The sequence below is a fragment of the Luteibacter sp. TLI7-4A genome (genome assembly GCF_056754745.1).
On record NZ_JBPGWO010000001.1, the window covers coordinates 1,095,196 to 1,111,691 of the forward strand.

Below are 16,496 nucleotides of genomic sequence, written 5' to 3' on the forward strand. Positions count from 1 at the left end.
CATGAGAGGCGTCGCCGACAGGGTCGGCTCCCACCCAGGGGCATCGCGGTTGAAGCGGCTTCCACCTGGCCCGCTCCGACACCGTGGGAGCCGTTTCAGCGGCGACAGACCGCCTACTTTGCCGCCTTGAACGGCACCGCCGGCCCGATCTTGGCCGTCTTGCGCCATGCGGCCAGCTTGTCCTCGATGCCCGCGCCCACGTCGATCTGCGGTTCCGAAGCTTCCAGTGATTCCTTCGCTTCCCACGCGGCGATTTCCGTCCTGGCCTTGCCGAAGGCCTCGATGAAATCGGGCGTGGCATTCAGTCCGTCGGCCAGCCAGGCACGGCCGAAATAGGTGATGTCGGAATCCGCGCCACACCCGAACGAGGTGCGATCGCTCCGCGCCGAAGTCAGCACCAACGTGCCTGCGCCGCGCAGCTTAGGAACGAAGCCACCGGAATAGCAGGCATTCACCACCACGACCTTCCAGCGGAAGGCATGCTTGCCAAGGATCTCGGCCAGGCCCTCGGGATCGAGCTGGTCGAGGGGAATCGGGTCCATGTCGACCAGCAACGAGTGATCGTTGCCGCCGTGCGTGGCCACGTAGAGCAACAAGACGTCCTCGCGCGGGTCCATCACCTTCGCCAGCCCGTCGAGCGCGGCCTCCAGGTTCGTCCAACTCGCCAGGGGGCGCGTGGCGAGGCTTGCCGGATTGTTTTCGAGGACCAGGGTATGTCCGGGGCTGCCGAAACGGTTCGACATCAGCGTGTCGACGTATTCCGCTTCATTGCGGAAGACGTCCTCGGAGCCATCGCCGCCAAAGGCGATGGCGTAGATGTTGGGTTTGCCGCGCATGCGGGGTGCGAGCTTGCCGATAGCCTTGCGCATGGCATCCGGCTGGGCCGAGAAGACCTGTTCCGGGGTCGGCGCGGTGTCCGGCCAGGCGCTCGCATCCAGTTCGGCGTCGCCTCCGTCGGAAGCCGATGTCGAGGGGGCCGAATCCGCTGCCGGGGCTGCGGCCGACGATGCGATGGCCGGCGTGGCCGCGGGTCGTGGCGAGGATGCCGCCGCTGCGGCGGGCTCGGGCCGGGCCGTGACCGGCTCCGGCCCGTGACGCAGCAGGCCCACGGTCAGCAGGACGCCCGTGGCGAAGGAAATCAGGACGTAGATCGCCGTCCGCCGGCGCGGATCAAGGAGTGATCGCATTGAAATCGGTCACGGCGGGATGGCCGTTGTCGCTCAGGGGCAGGGGAGGACGGATGAGCTGCGTGGTGCGCATGCCGGCTTCGCGGGCCGCGTCGAGTTCCTCGCGGATGTCGGAGAGGAACAGGACTTGCGCGGGTGGCAAGCCGATCGCGTCCGCTATCCGGCGATATGACTCCACCTCGCGCTTATGCCCGGTCTGGGTATCGAAATAGCCGGAAAACAGCGGCGTGAGGTCGCCGTCGCCGGTGAATCCGAACAAGAGCTTCTGCGCGGGCACGGAGCCCGAGGAATACACGTAGAGCTTCAGGCCCTGCGCGTGCCATGCGCGCAAACGATCGGCCACTTCCGGGTACATGTGCGAGACATAGACGCCGGACTCGTAGCCCTCGCGCCAGATCATGCCTTGCAAGGCCTTCAGCGCCGTGGACTTGCGGTCCTCGTCGATCCAGCGGATCAAGAGGTCGATGATCTCGCCGCGCGTCGCCTCCATGATGCCCGCTTCCTTCGCGGCTTCATGCAGCCAGTGCTGCACCTCGGCTTCGTCCGTATGCGTTTCGACGTAGGCCGGCAGGTGCTTGCGGGCATAGGGGAAGAGCACGTCCTTGACGAAGTCGATCGAACTGGTGGTGCCTTCGATGTCGGTGAGGACGGCGCGGATATCGGACATGCGGGTAGAAACCTGCGGATCGGGGGAGATCCGCAGGATAAACGACGGGGCGCGCTTACGATACGGTGGTGGCCGAGGTATGCGGCGTCATGCGCGGGAAACGCTCGGCGATGTCCGTGCCGGTGAAATTGGCGACCCAGCCTTCGGTGTTGGTGAACAGGCGGATCGCCACGAAGTAGGGCGATTCGCTCATGTCGAACCAGTGCGGGGTGCCGTCGGGCACGCCGATGAGGTCGCCTTGCTCGCAAAGCACCTCGTACACCTTGCCATCGATGTGCAGGGTGAACTGCCCCGCGCCGGCGACGAAGAAGCGCACTTCGTCTTCACTGTGCGTGTGTTCGTTCAGGAATTTCTGGCGGAACACCGCGCGGTCCGGGTGATCGGGCTTGAGGCTGATCACGTCCACCGAACGATAGCCGTTCTCGGCCATCAGGCGATCGATGTCGGCGCGGTATGCCGCGATGACTTCCTCCTGGCTGGCGCCGGGAGCGATCGCCTGGCTGGCTTCCCATCGCTCGAAGCGCACGCCGACCGCGTTCAGCGCGCTGGCGATGTCGGCATGGTCCACGTGGAGCGCGATGGGGGCGTCGTTCTTGTTGTCGTCGTAGATGCGCAGACGGCTCATGGGGAAAGCCTCCTCAGGTCGAGTTCGCAGCCCAGCAGGAATTCCAGGGCTTCCAGGTGGCGACGGGTCTCCGCCATGTCGCGGCCCCAGGTATAGATGCCATGCCCGTCGATCAGGTAGGCGTACAGCGGCTTGCCTGCGTCGATCCAGGCATCCACCCGGGCCTCGAGCTCGGGCATGTGCTGGGTGTTGGGAAATACGGGGATGTCGAGCACGCTTTCATGCGTGGTGTAACCGGAAATGGCCTTCTGCAACTCCCAGCCCTCGAGGTGCACGCGCCCTTGCGAGGCGAACAGTCGCGAGGCCACGCTCTGCGTGCGCGAATGGGTGTGCAGCACCACGTTGGCGCCGGGGAAGCGGCGATAGACCTGCGTGTGCAGGCCGGTCTCGGCGGACGGGCGGTGGTCGGAGCCCACGGCCTTGCCCTCCATGTCGACGACCATGATGTCATCGCGCCCGAGGCGGCCCTTGTCACGGCCGGAGATCGTGATGGCGGCGAGATCCTCGTCGATCCGCATCGAGAAATTGCTGCTTGTCGCCGGAGTCCAGCCGAACGCGGCCAGTTCACGGGCGGCGTCCGCGATGGCATCCGCGCGCTCGGCCAGCACGATGGGGTCGACGGTGGGGAGGGTCTTCGGCATGGGGATTTGGACGTCCAAACAGGGCTCGATCATAACATGGGGGCTTTCCGTGGCCTCGCACGATTAATGCGAACCACTCGCTTTTGACCGAAGACGGTAGGATCGACGCCAGCACCGGAGGCCCAGGCCCGAGGTCCACCATCGACGGAGGTTCACCTATGTCGCAACACGATCAGAACAATGAGGGGCGCCGGCGTTTCCTCAAGGCCGCCGCGGGCGGCGTCGCCGCCGCCACCATCCTCGGCACCCTGCCGGGACGGGCCCGGGCCCAGGACCTTCCGCATCTCTCCCCGTCGGACCCGACCGCGTCGGCCCTGAAGTACACGGAGGACGCCAGCAAGGCCGCGGGCAGGAAAGATCCCAAGGACGCCTGCTTCAACTGCAACTTCTACCAGGGCAAGGCGGGAGCCGCCTGGGGGCCCTGCCAGCTCTTCCCGGGCAAGGCCGTGGCCGCCAAGGGCTGGTGCGTGTCCCACGCCGTGATGATCTGATCCGGCCCGTCCCCGGGAACGACAAAGGCCAGCCCTCGGGCTGGCCTTTTTCATGCCTTTCACAAAAATGCAGCCCAAGCGCGCCAGGCCGAGGAGCTGACCCGCCTGACGCGCTGGGCGGCAATCCGGGGCCCACTGCCAAGTGATATACCCGCGGACTCGGGATCATACTCCCCTCGGGTGGCGACCGGCCAATGGCAGTTGAATGACGCACGAACTTTTCAAGCAAATACTTATATATCAAGTATTTGAGGCAAATACCTGAACCTTGGCCGAGATTGGGGCCTCGGCTATGCGCCAGGGCTCAGCGCGGCCGCTTGAGCCGGCTGTGGCGGTAGCCATAGACCATGTACATGAGGATGCCGAGCACGGTCCAGATACCCATCAACACCCAGTTGCGGATACCCATCGACCACAACAGGCCGATGCAGCTGAGGATGCCGAGCACGCATGTCACCGGTGCCCACGGCACACGGAACGTGCGCGGCAGGTCGGGGGCGGTCTTGCGCAGGATCATCACGCCGGCACATACGGCGGAGAAAGCCACCAACGTGCCCATCGACGTGAGATCTCCGAGCACGTTCAGCGGAAACACGGCGGCGAGCAAGGCGATGCCGAGGCCGGTGATCACGGTGTTGATGTGCGGCGTGCGGTACTTCGGATGGATCGTGGTGAAGACCTTCGGCATCAGGCCGTCGCGTCCCATGATCATGAAGATGCGTGGCTGGGCGATGATCATCACCAGCACCACCGACGAAAGGCCGATCAACGCGCCGACCTCCACGATGCCACGCAGCCAGCCCAGTTCGGGATGCTGGCGGATCGCGGTGACGACAGGCTCCGACGTGCCGAGCTGGTCGAACGGTACGAGGCCGGTGAGCACCGCCGCCATGGCGATGTAGAGCACGGTGCAGATGCCCAGCGAAGCGAGCGTGCCGATGGGCATGTCACGCTGCGGATTCTTCGATTCCTGCGCCGCGGTCGAGGTGGCCTCGAAGCCGATGTAGGCGAAGAACACCATCGAGGCACCGCGCAGGATGCCGGACCAGCCGTACTTGTCGCCACCCTGGTTGGCGGGGATGAACGGGTGCCAGTTCGCGGTGTCGATGTGGCTCGCGCCGACGATGATGACGACGACGATGAGCGCCGTCTTCAGCAGCACCATCGCCATGTTGATGCCCGCGGATTCCCTGATGCCCACGTAGCAGACCCAGGTCAGCGCGAGCGTGATGCCCACGGCGGGCATGTTGAACAACGCGCCGGTGAGCACGATGTGGCCGTCGACCCAGTCCACCGGCGCGTTGGTCAGCGCGGGCGGAATGTGGATGCCGACGTGGTCGAGCAGACTGACGAAATAGCCGGTCCAGCTCACCGCCACGGCGGAGGCGGAGACGCCGTACTCGAGGATCAGGTTCCAGCCGATGAACCAGGCCGCCCCCTCGCCGAGCGTGGCATAGGCGTAGGAGTAGGCGCTGCCCGAGACCGGGATCAGCGAGGCGAACTCGGCGTAGCACAGCGCCGTGAAGGTGCTGCAGATCGCGGCGAGGATGAAGGACAGGATGATGGCCGGGCCGGCGTGTTCCGCCGCGGCCACGCCCGTGATGACGAAGATTCCGCCACCGATGACCGCACCGATGCCCAGCGCCGTGAGGCCCCACGGACCGAGGGTGCGGCGCAGGGCGGGGCCGTGCGCGTCGTCGGGTTCGGCCTGGGGCGCTTTCTTGGCGAGTAACTGCTGGAGCATGGACAGCCTGGAAGTGGAGGAACGTGGAAAGGATGCCGCGAACGGAAAGGCCGGCGGACATCCGCCGGCCTTTCCCCTGTCGCTTCGATCAGCCGAGCGACTTGCGCAGCTTGCTGTGCGCGTAGCCGTAGCCGAAGTAGATCAACTGTCCGATGACGATCCAGCCGATCATCAGGCGCCAGTGTTCCTCGAAAGCCTGCCAGAAGAGATAAACGCAGGCGAGGGCGCCGATGATGCAGATCGGCCACACGAATGGCACCCGGAAGCTGCGCTTCAGGTCCGGACGGGTATAGCGCAGGATCAGCACGCCGATACAGACGGTGGCGAAGGCGAGCAGGGTGCCCATCGAGACCAGTTCACCGAGCACGCTCACCGGGAACAGGCCGGCCATGGCGGCCGCGGCGACGCCGACGATGATCGTGCCGATATACGGCGTGCGGAACTTCGGGTGCACCTTGGCCATGGTCTGCGGAAGGAGACCGTCCTTGGCCATCGAGAAGAAGATGCGCGGCAGGCCCATCAGCATCACCAGGATGACCGATGAAAGGCCGGTGATCGCACCGAGCACGACGATGGCTTTCAGCCAGGACAGGTGCGGGTACAGGCCCAGCGCGGTGGCGACCGGTTCCGGCGTGTTCAGCATGCGGAACGGGGCGATGCCCGTGAGCACCAGCGCCACGGCGATGTACAGCACCGTGCAGATCGCCAGCGAACCGAGGATGCCGATCGGCATGTCGCGTTGCGGGTTCTTCGCCTCGCCCGCGGCGGTGGAGACCGCATCGAAGCCGACGTAGGAGAAGAACACGATGGTCGCGGCGCGGAAGATGCCGCCCCAGCCGTACGTGCCCGGGCCTTCGGATTCCGGAATGAACGGATGCCAGTTGTCCGGGTTGATCACCTGGATCGCGAAGGCCAGGAACAGCAGGATCACGGTGACCTTGATCGTGACGATGATCGAGTTGACGAAGGCCGACTGGGTGATGCCGACGTAGCACAGCCCCGACAGGGCCGCGATGATGACCACGGCAGGCAGGTTGATCAGCGTGCCGGTGGCCTGGATGTGGCCCTCGACGAACTGGAAGGGCGCCGAGGCGAGGGTGGCGGGCAGGGCGAGGTTGCTGCCGGTCATCTGGCCGATGAGGCCCAGCAGTTCATTGAAGTAGCCCGACCAGCCGGCGGCGACGGTCGCGGCGGCGAACAGGTATTCCAGGACCAGGTTCCAGCCGACGAACCAGGCGACGTATTCGCCGAGCGTGGCGTAGGAGTAGGAGTAGGCGCTGCCCGAAACCGGCAGCATCGCCGCGAATTCGGCGTAGCACAGGCCGGCGAGGGCGCAGGCGAAACCGGCGATGAGGAAGCTGATGACCAGCGCGGGACCGGCGTGCAACGCGGCGGCCTGGCCGGTGATGACGAAAATACCCGCACCGATGACGGCACCGACGCCCAGGAGGATGAGGTGTTTCGCGGTGAGGACTCGCTTGAGCTCGCCTCCGTGCGCGCCGGTTTCAATGTGTTCACCAGCGTCTACGTGCGGCGCGGCCTCGATGGCGTGCGTCGCGAACAGGTGTTTCAACATGTGTATCCCCTACTGCCGGAATGTAGCCTTTTATTATTGGGACCGCCGCGTGAGTAACGGTGGACACGCCGCTGCCCTGGAGCGCTGGCACGGCACCATAGCCCAGCGGGCATCGGCCGTACAAGCTGCATTGCGAGGCCTGCCAAGGCATTGCATGCCCGAGGCGCGGGTGTCGACCATGACTTGCGGCGGTTGTACATGTGCATCGCGCGGTGGTCAGAAGACCATGTTCAGCGCCACCTGCGGCGCCACGTAGTCGGCCGTGTTGCGTCCGGCCACGGTGAACTGGACGCCCGCGATGAGACCGAGATTCGGGGTGAAGTGGTATTCGACGGCCGGGGCCAGGCTGAACTCCTGGCTCGGTGCGAGCCGGCGGGCCACCGGGGAACCATCGCCCGCGTTGCCACGAAGGGTGGTGGCGCTGGCGCGGTTCCAGATGGCTTCACCGACCAGCACCCAGCGCGGATCGAGCACGTATTCGGCGGCGACCGAGGCGTTCCAGGCCTGCCCCGGGCGCGCCTGGCCACGAAAGCCCGACTGCGTGCCGTAGACGCTGCCGTCGCGGACACGGATGCGGCCGGGCGACGGGCTCCAGGCCAGCTGCGTCCGCCAGCGCAGGGCATGGCCATCGTCCAGCCAGTGCAATTGCTGGGCGCCGAAAGCGATGGTGGTACGCATGGCGCCGTTACCCGTGCCATTGAGCGGGTTCGTATCGAGGTGGTGGTATTTGCCCGTGGGCAGGCGTTGCTGGAGCGCCAGTGCGAGGACGAGCCCGCCGCCGTCCGCGTCGGGGCCGCGCAGGCGTTGCTGGAAGCGGATGGCCGAATCGCCCATCCGCATGCCATCGCTGTGCAGCCCGTCCCCGGAGGTGCGCGAGGCGTTGAGCGTCAACTGGACGAATTGCGTGTCGGTGAGCGCGTATGTGAGAGGCATCGCCACTTGCCACTGGCGAACCGTGGGCTTGCGCTCCTTGCGGTCGCCGGCATTGTCGTAGCTGCCGCGTGTATTGGTATGGATGAGGTAGGGCTCGATGTTGAACGTGCCTGCCGGCATCGAGTTGACGGCGGGTGTCACCAGGGGGCCGGTGAAGTTCGCCTCGCGGTGGCCTTCGGTGGCCGATGCGGCCATCGGGACGATGCAGGCGAGGGCCATGCCGAGGGTGATCGTCGGTTTTTGCGACATACGTGCCTTCCTTGCGTTACGCAGCGGGCGCTGCGGGCTGGCGTGGCGCGTCGTGCGCCCCGGATACATCGTAGGCAGGCCCCCGGCCCGGGCGACATCGGACAAGTCCGAAAATGACGTGCGAAAATGCCGTGCCCCTTCCAGGTAATCTCCCCATGGACATCACGCATCAAGCCTTGCAAGAGGCCTTCCTTCGCTACGCGGCCCGCTGGCCTGATGAAGCCGGCATTCCTCTTTTCATCCATTGGCTGACCGGGCAACCGCGACCGTTCCACCGGGAAACGCACGCGGGGCATTTCACCGGTTCCGCATGGCTGGTGAGCGCCGACGGTGAACGGGTGCTGTTGATGCTCCATCGCAAGCTGGGACGCTGGCTGCAGTTGGGCGGGCACGCGGACGGCGAGGCGGATCTCGCGGCCGTGGCCTTGCGCGAGGCGGAAGAAGAGTCGGGCCTGCGCGACCTTGAGGTGCTGCCCGGCATCTTCGACCTGGATCGCCACCTCATTCCGGCTCGGGGCGACGAGCCGGCGCACTGGCATTACGACGTGCGCTATGTGGTGCTGGCGCGTGGCGAGGAGGCGTTCACGGTGAACGAGGAGTCACTGGCGCTGTCCTGGCGGTCCATTTCCGACATCGCGGCGGATCCATCGTCCGACGATTCCCTGCGCCGCATGGCGGGCAAATGGCTGGCCCTACGTGCAACAGGAGCACCAGAGGGCCTGGTGGGAGCCGACTCTGTCGGCGATCCCGCGGCAGCGGGCCAGGCTTAGGCAGCGGGGCGGATTGGGGCAAGCACCCATCGCCGACAGGGTCGGCTCCCACCAGGGCAAGGTCGGTCCTTGCCAGGCAAGGTCGATTCCTGCCAGGTGGCCCGGCTGCCGTGGTGGATCAGTCGGAGTACTTCGCCGGTGCGGGGTGCACCGTGCCGCACCGGGTGCAGGTGCGGGCTTCGAGTGAGCGGTAGAACCTCTCGAACACCGGCGGGAAGTCGGTCTCGATACTGCCGAGCGGGAAATACTGTTCGAACAGCTTGTGGTTGCAGTTCGGGCAAAACCACATCAGGCCATCCTTTTCTCCAGCCAACCGCCGCCGCTCGATCACCAGCCCGATCGAGTCGGGCATGCGCTGCGGCGAGTGCGGCACCTTCGGCGGCAGGTAGAACACCTCGCCGGCCCGGATCGGAATATCACGCGCGTCGCCATCGTCCTGCACCTTCAACACCATCTCGCCCTCGAGCTGGTAGAAGAACTCCGGACCTTCGTCATAGTGATAATCCGTGCGCGCGTTGGGACCGCCCACGATCATGATGATGAAATCGCCATCGACGATGCACTTGTTGCCGACCGGTGGCTTGAGCAGGGCGCGGTTGTCGTCGATCCAGCGTTGGAGGTCGATCGGGGGCAGGAGGCTCATCGCATGGCACGGGTGTGGAAGTCGGGGAAATCATACTCCGCCGTGGGAGCCGCTTCAGCGGCGATTCCCGTAGCGGAGTGGTTACGGCAAGCACCCATCGCCGACAGGGTCGGCTCCCACCTGAAGCCGGCCCCATCCCGAAGCGGCTTGCATGCGGCTCCCGTAAGGTCTTCCGACCCTTTCGCGTTGCCTCGTCGTGTCGTACAACAGCTATCCCTTTCCCAACGCATCGATACGTCATGCTGTCGTGGTACCACGACCGAGTCGCGACACCTGCGCTTCGCCCGCCGCCACAAGGCCGGCGGGAAGCGTCCGTCGTGATCGTGGGCGGAGGTTTCGCCGGGCTCAACACGGCCGTGGGATTGGCCGCGCGTGGCGTCCGCGACATCGTGCTGCTAGAGGCGAAGTCGATCGGCTACGGGGCATCGGGGCGCAATGGCGGCTTCGTCTTCGCCGGTTATTCGTTGGGCGAACAGGCATTGTTGGAAAAGGCCGGGGCCGAGCGCGCCAGGGCACTCTACCGGCGCACGGTGGATGCGGTCGATCTCATCCGCGAACGCATCGCCGCCTTGTCGATCGATTGCGAAGCGGTGGATGCCGGCGTCGTCTGGGCGAACTGGTTCCGCGATGGCGAGGTCTTGCGCTCAAGGCAGCGCCTGCTCGCGGAGCGTTACGACGCGGACTGGCAGTGGATACCAGCCGACGCCATGCATGAGTTCGTCCGCAGCACGCGCTATCACGACGGGCTCTATGAACGGAACGCGCTGCACATCGACCCGCTCGCCTACGCGCGAGGGTTGGCACGCGCGGCGGAACAGGCCGGCGTGGCGATTCACGAGGGTTCGAGGGTGCGCATGCTGGAACGGCGCGGACCGCGCTGGATCCTGCGCGTCGGCGACGCGGAGATCGAGGCGCCGAACGTCGTCCTGGCGTGTGGTGGCTACCTGGCCGGGCTGGACCGCCGCATCGATCGCGCGGTGCTGCCCATCGCCACCTATGTCATGGTGACCGAGCCGCTGGGCGAGCGTCTGGCCGAGTGCCTGCGCACCCGCGCGGCCATCTACGACACGCGCTTCGCCTTCGATTATTACCGGCCGCTGGCGGACACCCGCCTGCTGTGGGGTGGACGCATCTCGATACGGGATCGTTCGCCGCGCGCCGTGCAGCGCGTGTTGAAGCGCGACATGGCGCGGGTTTTCCCGTCACTGAAAGACGTGCGCGTGGAGCAGGCCTGGTCGGGTTTGATGAGTTACGCCCGTCACGAGATGCCGCAGGTGGGTACTCACGGCAACGGGCTCTGGTACGCCCAGGCCTTCGGCGGACACGGACTCGCACCGACCTGTGCCGCGGGCGAGGCACTCGCCGACGCGATCGCGTCGGGCGAATCGACGCTCGATGCCTATGCCGGCTTCGGGCTGGAACCGGTGCACCGGCCGTTCGGATACCTTGCCGCGCAGGGTACGTACTGGAAACATGAACTGCGCGACTGGTTCAAGTCACGACTGGAAGGATGAGATGAGCGAAGACATCAGCTGGGCCGATTTCGAGAAGGTGATGCTGGTGGCGGGCACGATCGTGCGCGCCGAGGCCTTTCCGGAAGCGCGCCGGCCCGCGTACAAGATATGGGTGGATTTCGGGCCTCACGGCGAGAAGAAGACCAGCGCCCAGGTGGCGACGATCTACCAGCCGGAGGAACTGGTCGGGAAGCAGATCGTCGGGGTGATCAATTTCCCCGAGAAGCAGATCGGTCCGTTCCGTTCGCAATTCCTGCTGACGGGATTCCCCACGGATGAGGGCGTGGTGATCACCACGACGGAACGCACGGTGCCGAACGGGACGCGACTGGCCTAGGGCTGCCGATGACCTCGGTGGGAGCCTTCGGTGCGGCTTTTGTGGGAGCCGACCTTGTCGGCGATCCCGCGGCAGCGGGCCAGGTCGAGGCAAGCACCCATCGCCGACAAGGTCGGCTCCCACAAGAGTCGGCTTCCATAAGGGGCGGCTCTCGCCAGGGCGAAAGAGATGCCTTGTTTCGCCTCGGCCGCGAAGGCTTCGTTCCCAGGCCTGCTTTATAGCCTGGCGCTTCCCCGATCCAGCCAGACGACGATCCCCTGGGCGTTCAGGCGGATGTCTATCTGCAGCAGTTTCACGATGGCGTCCCGCGATAGCGTCACGCCCTGGCGGTGTGCCCGGTCGACGTAGAGGTCGGCGAAGTCCGCGGCGATGCGTTGTTCGCGGTCGTCGGCCGTGGCATGCCGCCTGGCGATAGCCACCATGGCTTCGATCTGCTCGTGCAGGTCGTTGGCGAGCCGCTTCACCTCGGTGACGCGGTCGAAATGGGTGAGGTACATCGCCTCCGGCTCGTAGCGCAGCATGCGTTCGATCGACGCGTGCGCGGCGTCGGGCTCGAACTGCACCGGCGAACTCGTGGGAATGATGAAGGCGCCGCCGGGTGAATCCAGTTCGCGGTAGGAGAGCCCGAAGATGTCGCCGGTGAAGAATGCGTTGGCGCGTTCGTCGCGGATGGCGATGTGATGGCGGGCGTGTCCCGGGGTGTCCAGGCAGAGCAGGGCGCGGCCGGCGAGGTCGACGACGAAACCGTCATCCGCCTCGATCACGCGATCCTTGTCCACGGGAACGATCTGCCCATAGTCCCGGCGGACGGCGTCTTCGCCATAGACGGCGTTGGCGCCCGCGATGAGGACCGAGGGATCGATCATGTGCCGTGCACCGCGCGGATGCACCGCGAGCATGGCGTTGGGCAGGTGTCGCATGAGTTCGCCGGCGCCGCCGGCGTGGTCGAGATGGACGTGGGTGAGGATCACCCAGTCGATGTCGCGTGGCTCCAGGTCGGCGGCCGCGATGGCATCGAGAAAGCGCGGTAGCGAGTGCGTGGTGCCGCTGTCGATGAAGGCGCCCCGGCCACGCTCCACCACGAGGTAGGCGGCGTCGAACGATGGGCGGCCGAAACCGGTGTCGATGGTGTGGATGCCATGCATGGCGCCAAGACTAATGCAGGGGCGCGGGCAGCGTGTGGAAGCTTCGTGTTGATCCAGGTGCCGAGGCTCTGTGTGGGAGCCGCTTCAGCGGCGAACGGGACTGGCCCGCTGCCGCGGGATCGCCGATGAATCGGCTCCCACAGGATATCGATCCCCACACGATTTCGGCTCCCGCACGAGTTTCCTGCAAGAGGTCCTATAACAAGAGGCCCTATAAGAGGCCCTATTAAGAGCATCTAAGAGCATCGCCGACAGGGTCGGCTCCCACCAGGGCTCAAGACTTCGGTGGGAGCCGACCCGGTCGGCGATTGGCCTCCGGCCGGAGCGCCCGGTCAGAGCGCCTCGAAGATCCCCGCCGCGCCCATGCCGGTGCCGATGCACATGGTGACCATGCCGTATTTCTGCTTGCGACGGCGCAGGCCGTGGATCAGCGTGGCGGCGCGGATGGCACCCGTGGCGCCCAGCGGGTGGCCCAGCGCGATGGCGCCGCCGAGCGGGTTCACCTTGGCCGGGTCGAGGCCGAGATCGCGGATCACCGCCAGGGCCTGGGCCGCGAAGGCTTCGTTCAGTTCGATCCAGTCGAGCTGGTCCTGGGTGATGCCGGTCTGCTTCAGCGCCTTCGGGATCGCTTCCTTCGGTCCGATGCCCATGATCTCCGGGGCCACGCCGGCGACGGAGAAGCCCACGAAGCGTGCGAGGGGCGTGAGGCCGTAGTCCTTGATCGCCTTCTCGCTCGCGATAAGAAGGGCGCCCGCGCCATCGGACATCTGCGAGGAATTGCCCGCCGTGACCGAACCGCCGAACTGGCCGTTACGGAACACCGGACGCAGCTTGCCCAGCACCTCCAGCGAGGTGTCCTTGCGCGGGCCTTCGTCGGTGTCGATGATCCGGCGGTCCTCACGGACGCTGTGGTTCTTCAGGTCCGGATAACGGTCGTCGAGCTGGAACGGCGTGATCTCGTCCTTGAACTCGCCGGCGGCGATCGCCGCGAACGCGCGCTCGTGCGATTGCAGGGCGAAGCGGTCCTGGTCCTCGCGGCTGACCTTCCAGCGCTCGGCGACCTTCTCGGCCGTGATACCCATGCCGAAGGCGATGGCGCGGTTCTCGTCGTTCTCGAAGATCGCGGGGTTCATTGCGATCTTGTGGCCCATCATCGGCACCATGCTCATCGACTCGGTGCCGCCGGCCAGCATGAGATCCGCTTCACCGAGGCGGATGCGATCCGCGGCCATGGCGATGGCCTGGACGCCGGATGAGCAGAAACGGTTGATGGTGACGCCCGGCACCTGTTCGGGCAGGCCGGCCAGCAGCACGCCGATGCGTGCCACGTTCATGCCTTGCTCGGCCTCCGGCATCGCGCAGCCGATGACGGCATCGGCGATCAGGGCCGGATCGATGCCCGGCGCCTGCTCGATCACGGCGCGGATCACGTGCGCCAGCAGGTCGTCGGGACGGGTGTTGCGGAACACGCCGCGCGGCGCCTTGCCTACCGGGGTGCGGGTGGCGGCGACGATATAGGCGTCTTGCACTTGCTTGCTCATGGGGTGGTTCCTTTAAGTGAGGAGGTCGGATGCGTAAGAGCGCGTGGCGCGTCAGTTACGCAGCGGCTTCCCCGTCGTCATCGTGTGCGCGATACGGGCCTGGGTCTTTTCGGTCTGCGCCAGTTCCACGAAGTGGCGGCGTTCCAGGGCGAGCAACCATGCTTCGTCGACCGGCGAGCCGCGTTCGATCTTTCCGCCCGACAGGGTGTCGGCGATGCGGCTGGCGATCTCGATGTCGTGGGCGGAGGCGAAATAGCCCTCGGCCAGGTTCGCCAGCGAGGCCTTGAACGTGGCGGTGGAGACGTCGCCCGCGGCCGGGATGGCGCGGGCGGGCAGCGGCGGACGGTAACCCGATTCGGCCATCGCCCGGGCCTGCGCCTTGGCCACATGGAGCAGTTCGTAGCTGTTGAAGACGACGATGTCGTCCTTGCGCAACAAGCCCAGCGACTTCGCTTCCAGCGCGCTGGCCGAGACCTTCGCCATGGCCACCGTCTCGAACACCTTCTTCAAGGACTCGAACGGATCGTCCGGGTTTTCCTGCGCCGCGCGCACGGCCAGTTCCTTAAGGCCGCCGCCGGCGGGCAGCAGGCCCACGCCGGCCTCGACAAGGCCGATGTAGCTTTCAAGCGCCGCCACGGTGCGCGCCGAATGCATCTGGAATTCGCAGCCACCGCCGAGGGCGAGACCGCGCACCGCGGCCACCACGGGCACCAGCGAATACTTGATGCGCATGCTGGTGGCCTGGAAGTTCGCCACCATCGCCTCGAACTGGGCGAGCTTGCCCGCCTGCAGCAGGCCGAGCGCGCCCTTGAGATCCGCGCCGGCAGAGAACGGCTCGGACGGCTGCCAGAGCACCACGCCGCGGAACTGCTGCTCGGCCAGCCCGATCGCATGCTGGATGCCGTCGAGCACCTGGTCGTTGACCGTGTGCATCTTGGTCTTGAACGAGATCACGCCGATGTCGTCGCCCGCGTGCCACAGGCGCACGCCGTCGTTCTCCCAGACCGTGGTGCCCTGGTCGAACTTCTCGCCGAGGATCGGATCGGGGAAGGCCTGGCGGGCGTAGACCGGGTGGCTCGAACGCGGCTTCTCGGCGTTGGCGCTGGCCGAGTAGGAGCCGGCCTTGCCGTGCACGCCGCCGCGGCCATCGGTGACCCAGGCCGGAAGGGGGGCGCTGCTCATGGTCTTGCCCGCGGCGATGTCCTCGGCGATCCAGCCGGCGATCTGCTGCCAGCCCGCGGACTGCCAGATCTCGAACGGGCCGAGCTTCCAGCCGTAGCCCCAACGGATGGCGAAATCGACGTCACGCGCGGTATCGGCGATGTCGGCGAGGTGATAGGCGGAGTAGTGGAACAGGTCGCGGAAAACCGCCCACAGGAACTGCGCCTGCGGATCGGACGAGGTGCGCAGCCTGGCGAACTTCTCCGAGGGATCCTTGATGGCGAGGATGGCGGAGACCTCGTCCGAGGCCTTCTGTTCGGAGACCCGGTAATCCTGCTTCTGCAGGTCGAGCACCTGGATGTCCTTGCCGGCCTTGCGATAGACGCCCGCGCCGGTCTTCTGGCCGAGCGCGCCCTTCTCGATCAGCGCCTTGAGCCACGCCGGAGGCTGGAAATACGAGTGCCAGGGATCGTCCGGCAGGGTGTCGCTCATGGTCTTGACCACGTGCGCCAGGGTGTCCAGGCCGACGACGTCCGCCGTGCGGAAGGTGGCGCTCTTGGGGCGGCCGATGCCCGGGCCGGTCAGGGCATCGACGGTGTCGAAGCCCAGGCCGAACTTCTCCGTGTGGTGCATGGTGGACAGCATCGAGAACACGCCGATGCGGTTGCCGATGAAATTCGGGGTGTCCTTGGCGTATACCACGCCCTTGCCGAGGGTGGTCGTCAGGAAGGCTTCGAGGCCTTCGAGCACGCCCTTGTCGGTGAGCCGGGTCGGGATCAGCTCGACCAGGTGCATGTACCGCGGCGGATTGAAGAAGTGCACGCCCGTGAAGCGGTGGCGCATTTCCTCCGGCAAGGCCTCGGCGAGGCCATTGATGGACAGGCCCGAGGTGTTGCTGGCCAGGACCGCCGTCTTCGACACGTGCGGCGCGATCTTCGTGTAGAGGTCGAGCTTCCAGTCCATCCGTTCGGCGATGGCCTCGATCACCAGGTCGACGTCGGCCAGCAGGGCGAGGTCTTCCTCGTAGTTGGCCGGGATGATCGCCGCCGCCAGGTTCTTGTCGGCCAGCGGTGCCGGCGAGAGCTTCGCGAGGTTGGCGATCGCCTTGATGGCGATGCCGCTCTTCGGACCTTCCTTCGCGGGCAGGTCGAACAGCACGGTCTCGACGTTGGCGTTCGTCAGGTGCGCGGCAATCTGCGCACCCATGACGCCGGCGCCGAGAACCGCGGCCTTGCGAATGCGTAACGGTGTTGCGGTCATGGTGATCTCCGA

The 16,496-nt window shown here is 66.2% G+C and carries 15 protein-coding genes; 4 read left to right on the top strand and 11 right to left on the bottom strand.

Translation table 11 applies throughout. The features are described from left to right. Positions 1 to 113: 113 nt before the first annotated feature. The 4 genes from ACR9Y6_RS04890 to ACR9Y6_RS04905 are packed head-to-tail and all read right to left on the bottom strand — an operon-like array spanning position 114 to position 3,120. A complete protein-coding gene (locus ACR9Y6_RS04890) occupies positions 114 to 1,187 on the bottom strand; it encodes a C13 family peptidase (protein ID WP_481280257.1) in 1,074 nt (357 codons plus the stop codon). Further along, positions 1,171 to 1,854 (bottom strand): acireductone synthase, encoded by a 684-nt coding sequence (gene mtnC, locus ACR9Y6_RS04895; RefSeq protein WP_481280258.1) that lies wholly within the window; start codon positions 1,852 to 1,854, stop codon positions 1,171 to 1,173. Before mtnC ends, ACR9Y6_RS04890 begins: the two co-directional genes overlap by 17 nt. A 55-nt stretch (positions 1,855 to 1,909) precedes the next feature. Next, entirely contained in the window at positions 1,910 to 2,479 is a 570-nt protein-coding gene (locus ACR9Y6_RS04900; RefSeq protein WP_481280259.1) for a 1,2-dihydroxy-3-keto-5-methylthiopentene dioxygenase, read from the bottom strand. Beyond that, positions 2,476 to 3,120: a methylthioribulose 1-phosphate dehydratase gene (locus ACR9Y6_RS04905; RefSeq protein WP_481280260.1), complete on the bottom strand. Its 645-nt coding sequence runs from the start codon at positions 3,118 to 3,120 to the stop codon at positions 2,476 to 2,478. The genes ACR9Y6_RS04900 and ACR9Y6_RS04905 overlap by 4 nt, the downstream gene beginning before the upstream one ends. A 158-nt stretch (positions 3,121 to 3,278) precedes the next feature. Between ACR9Y6_RS04905 and ACR9Y6_RS04910 the strand changes: the two genes are divergently transcribed. Then, positions 3,279 to 3,611, top strand: coding sequence for a high-potential iron-sulfur protein (locus ACR9Y6_RS04910; protein ID WP_481280261.1), 333 nt, complete (start codon positions 3,279 to 3,281; stop codon positions 3,609 to 3,611). 304 nt (positions 3,612 to 3,915) lie between these two features. Here ACR9Y6_RS04910 and ACR9Y6_RS04915 read toward each other — a convergent pair whose 3' ends face one another. From ACR9Y6_RS04915 to ACR9Y6_RS04925, 3 genes are all read right to left on the bottom strand, one after another. Beyond that, the gene (locus tag ACR9Y6_RS04915; RefSeq protein ID WP_481280262.1) at positions 3,916 to 5,355 is read right to left on the bottom strand and encodes an amino acid permease; all 1,440 of its coding nucleotides are present in this window, start codon (positions 5,353 to 5,355) and stop codon (positions 3,916 to 3,918) included. 88 nt (positions 5,356 to 5,443) lie between these two features. Next, on the bottom strand, positions 5,444 to 6,931 hold the full coding sequence (locus ACR9Y6_RS04920) for an amino acid permease (protein ID WP_481280263.1): 1,488 nt from the start codon (positions 6,929 to 6,931) through the stop codon (positions 5,444 to 5,446). Between the two features lie 216 nt (positions 6,932 to 7,147). Next, entirely contained in the window at positions 7,148 to 8,113 is a 966-nt protein-coding gene (locus tag ACR9Y6_RS04925; RefSeq protein WP_481280264.1) for a transporter, read from the bottom strand. 155 nt (positions 8,114 to 8,268) lie between these two features. On the opposite strand from ACR9Y6_RS04925, the gene ACR9Y6_RS04930 reads away from it, so the two are divergent. Next, the gene (locus ACR9Y6_RS04930) at positions 8,269 to 8,883 is read left to right on the top strand and encodes an NUDIX hydrolase (RefSeq protein ID WP_481280265.1); all 615 of its coding nucleotides are present in this window, start codon (positions 8,269 to 8,271) and stop codon (positions 8,881 to 8,883) included. Positions 8,884 to 9,001: 118 nt separating this feature from the next. Here ACR9Y6_RS04930 and ACR9Y6_RS04935 read toward each other — a convergent pair whose 3' ends face one another. Next, on the bottom strand, positions 9,002 to 9,526 hold the full coding sequence (locus ACR9Y6_RS04935; protein WP_481280266.1) for a 3-hydroxyanthranilate 3,4-dioxygenase: 525 nt from the start codon (positions 9,524 to 9,526) through the stop codon (positions 9,002 to 9,004). 317 nt (positions 9,527 to 9,843) lie between these two features. Here ACR9Y6_RS04935 and ACR9Y6_RS04940 point away from each other — a divergent pair, with 317 nt between their 5' ends. Beyond that, positions 9,844 to 11,040 (top strand): NAD(P)/FAD-dependent oxidoreductase, encoded by a 1,197-nt coding sequence (locus tag ACR9Y6_RS04940; protein WP_481280267.1) that lies wholly within the window; start codon positions 9,844 to 9,846, stop codon positions 11,038 to 11,040. Position 11,041: 1 nt separating this feature from the next. After that, a complete protein-coding gene (locus tag ACR9Y6_RS04945) occupies positions 11,042 to 11,377 on the top strand; it encodes a tRNA-binding protein (RefSeq protein WP_481280268.1) in 336 nt (111 codons plus the stop codon). A 215-nt stretch (positions 11,378 to 11,592) separates the two neighbouring features. Here the strand turns inward: ACR9Y6_RS04945 and ACR9Y6_RS04950 are convergent, their stop codons facing one another. The 3 genes from ACR9Y6_RS04950 to ACR9Y6_RS04960 all read right to left on the bottom strand — a co-directional run bounded on the left by ACR9Y6_RS04950 (position 11,593) and on the right by ACR9Y6_RS04960 (position 16,484). Continuing rightward, on the bottom strand, positions 11,593 to 12,522 hold the full coding sequence (locus tag ACR9Y6_RS04950; RefSeq protein ID WP_481280269.1) for an MBL fold metallo-hydrolase: 930 nt from the start codon (positions 12,520 to 12,522) through the stop codon (positions 11,593 to 11,595). A gap of 332 nt (positions 12,523 to 12,854) precedes the next feature. Continuing rightward, positions 12,855 to 14,063 (bottom strand): acetyl-CoA C-acyltransferase, encoded by a 1,209-nt coding sequence (locus ACR9Y6_RS04955; RefSeq protein WP_371021905.1) that lies wholly within the window; start codon positions 14,061 to 14,063, stop codon positions 12,855 to 12,857. A 51-nt stretch (positions 14,064 to 14,114) separates the two neighbouring features. Continuing rightward, a complete protein-coding gene (locus tag ACR9Y6_RS04960; protein WP_481280270.1) occupies positions 14,115 to 16,484 on the bottom strand; it encodes a 3-hydroxyacyl-CoA dehydrogenase/enoyl-CoA hydratase family protein in 2,370 nt (789 codons plus the stop codon). Positions 16,485 to 16,496 lie beyond the last annotated feature (12 nt).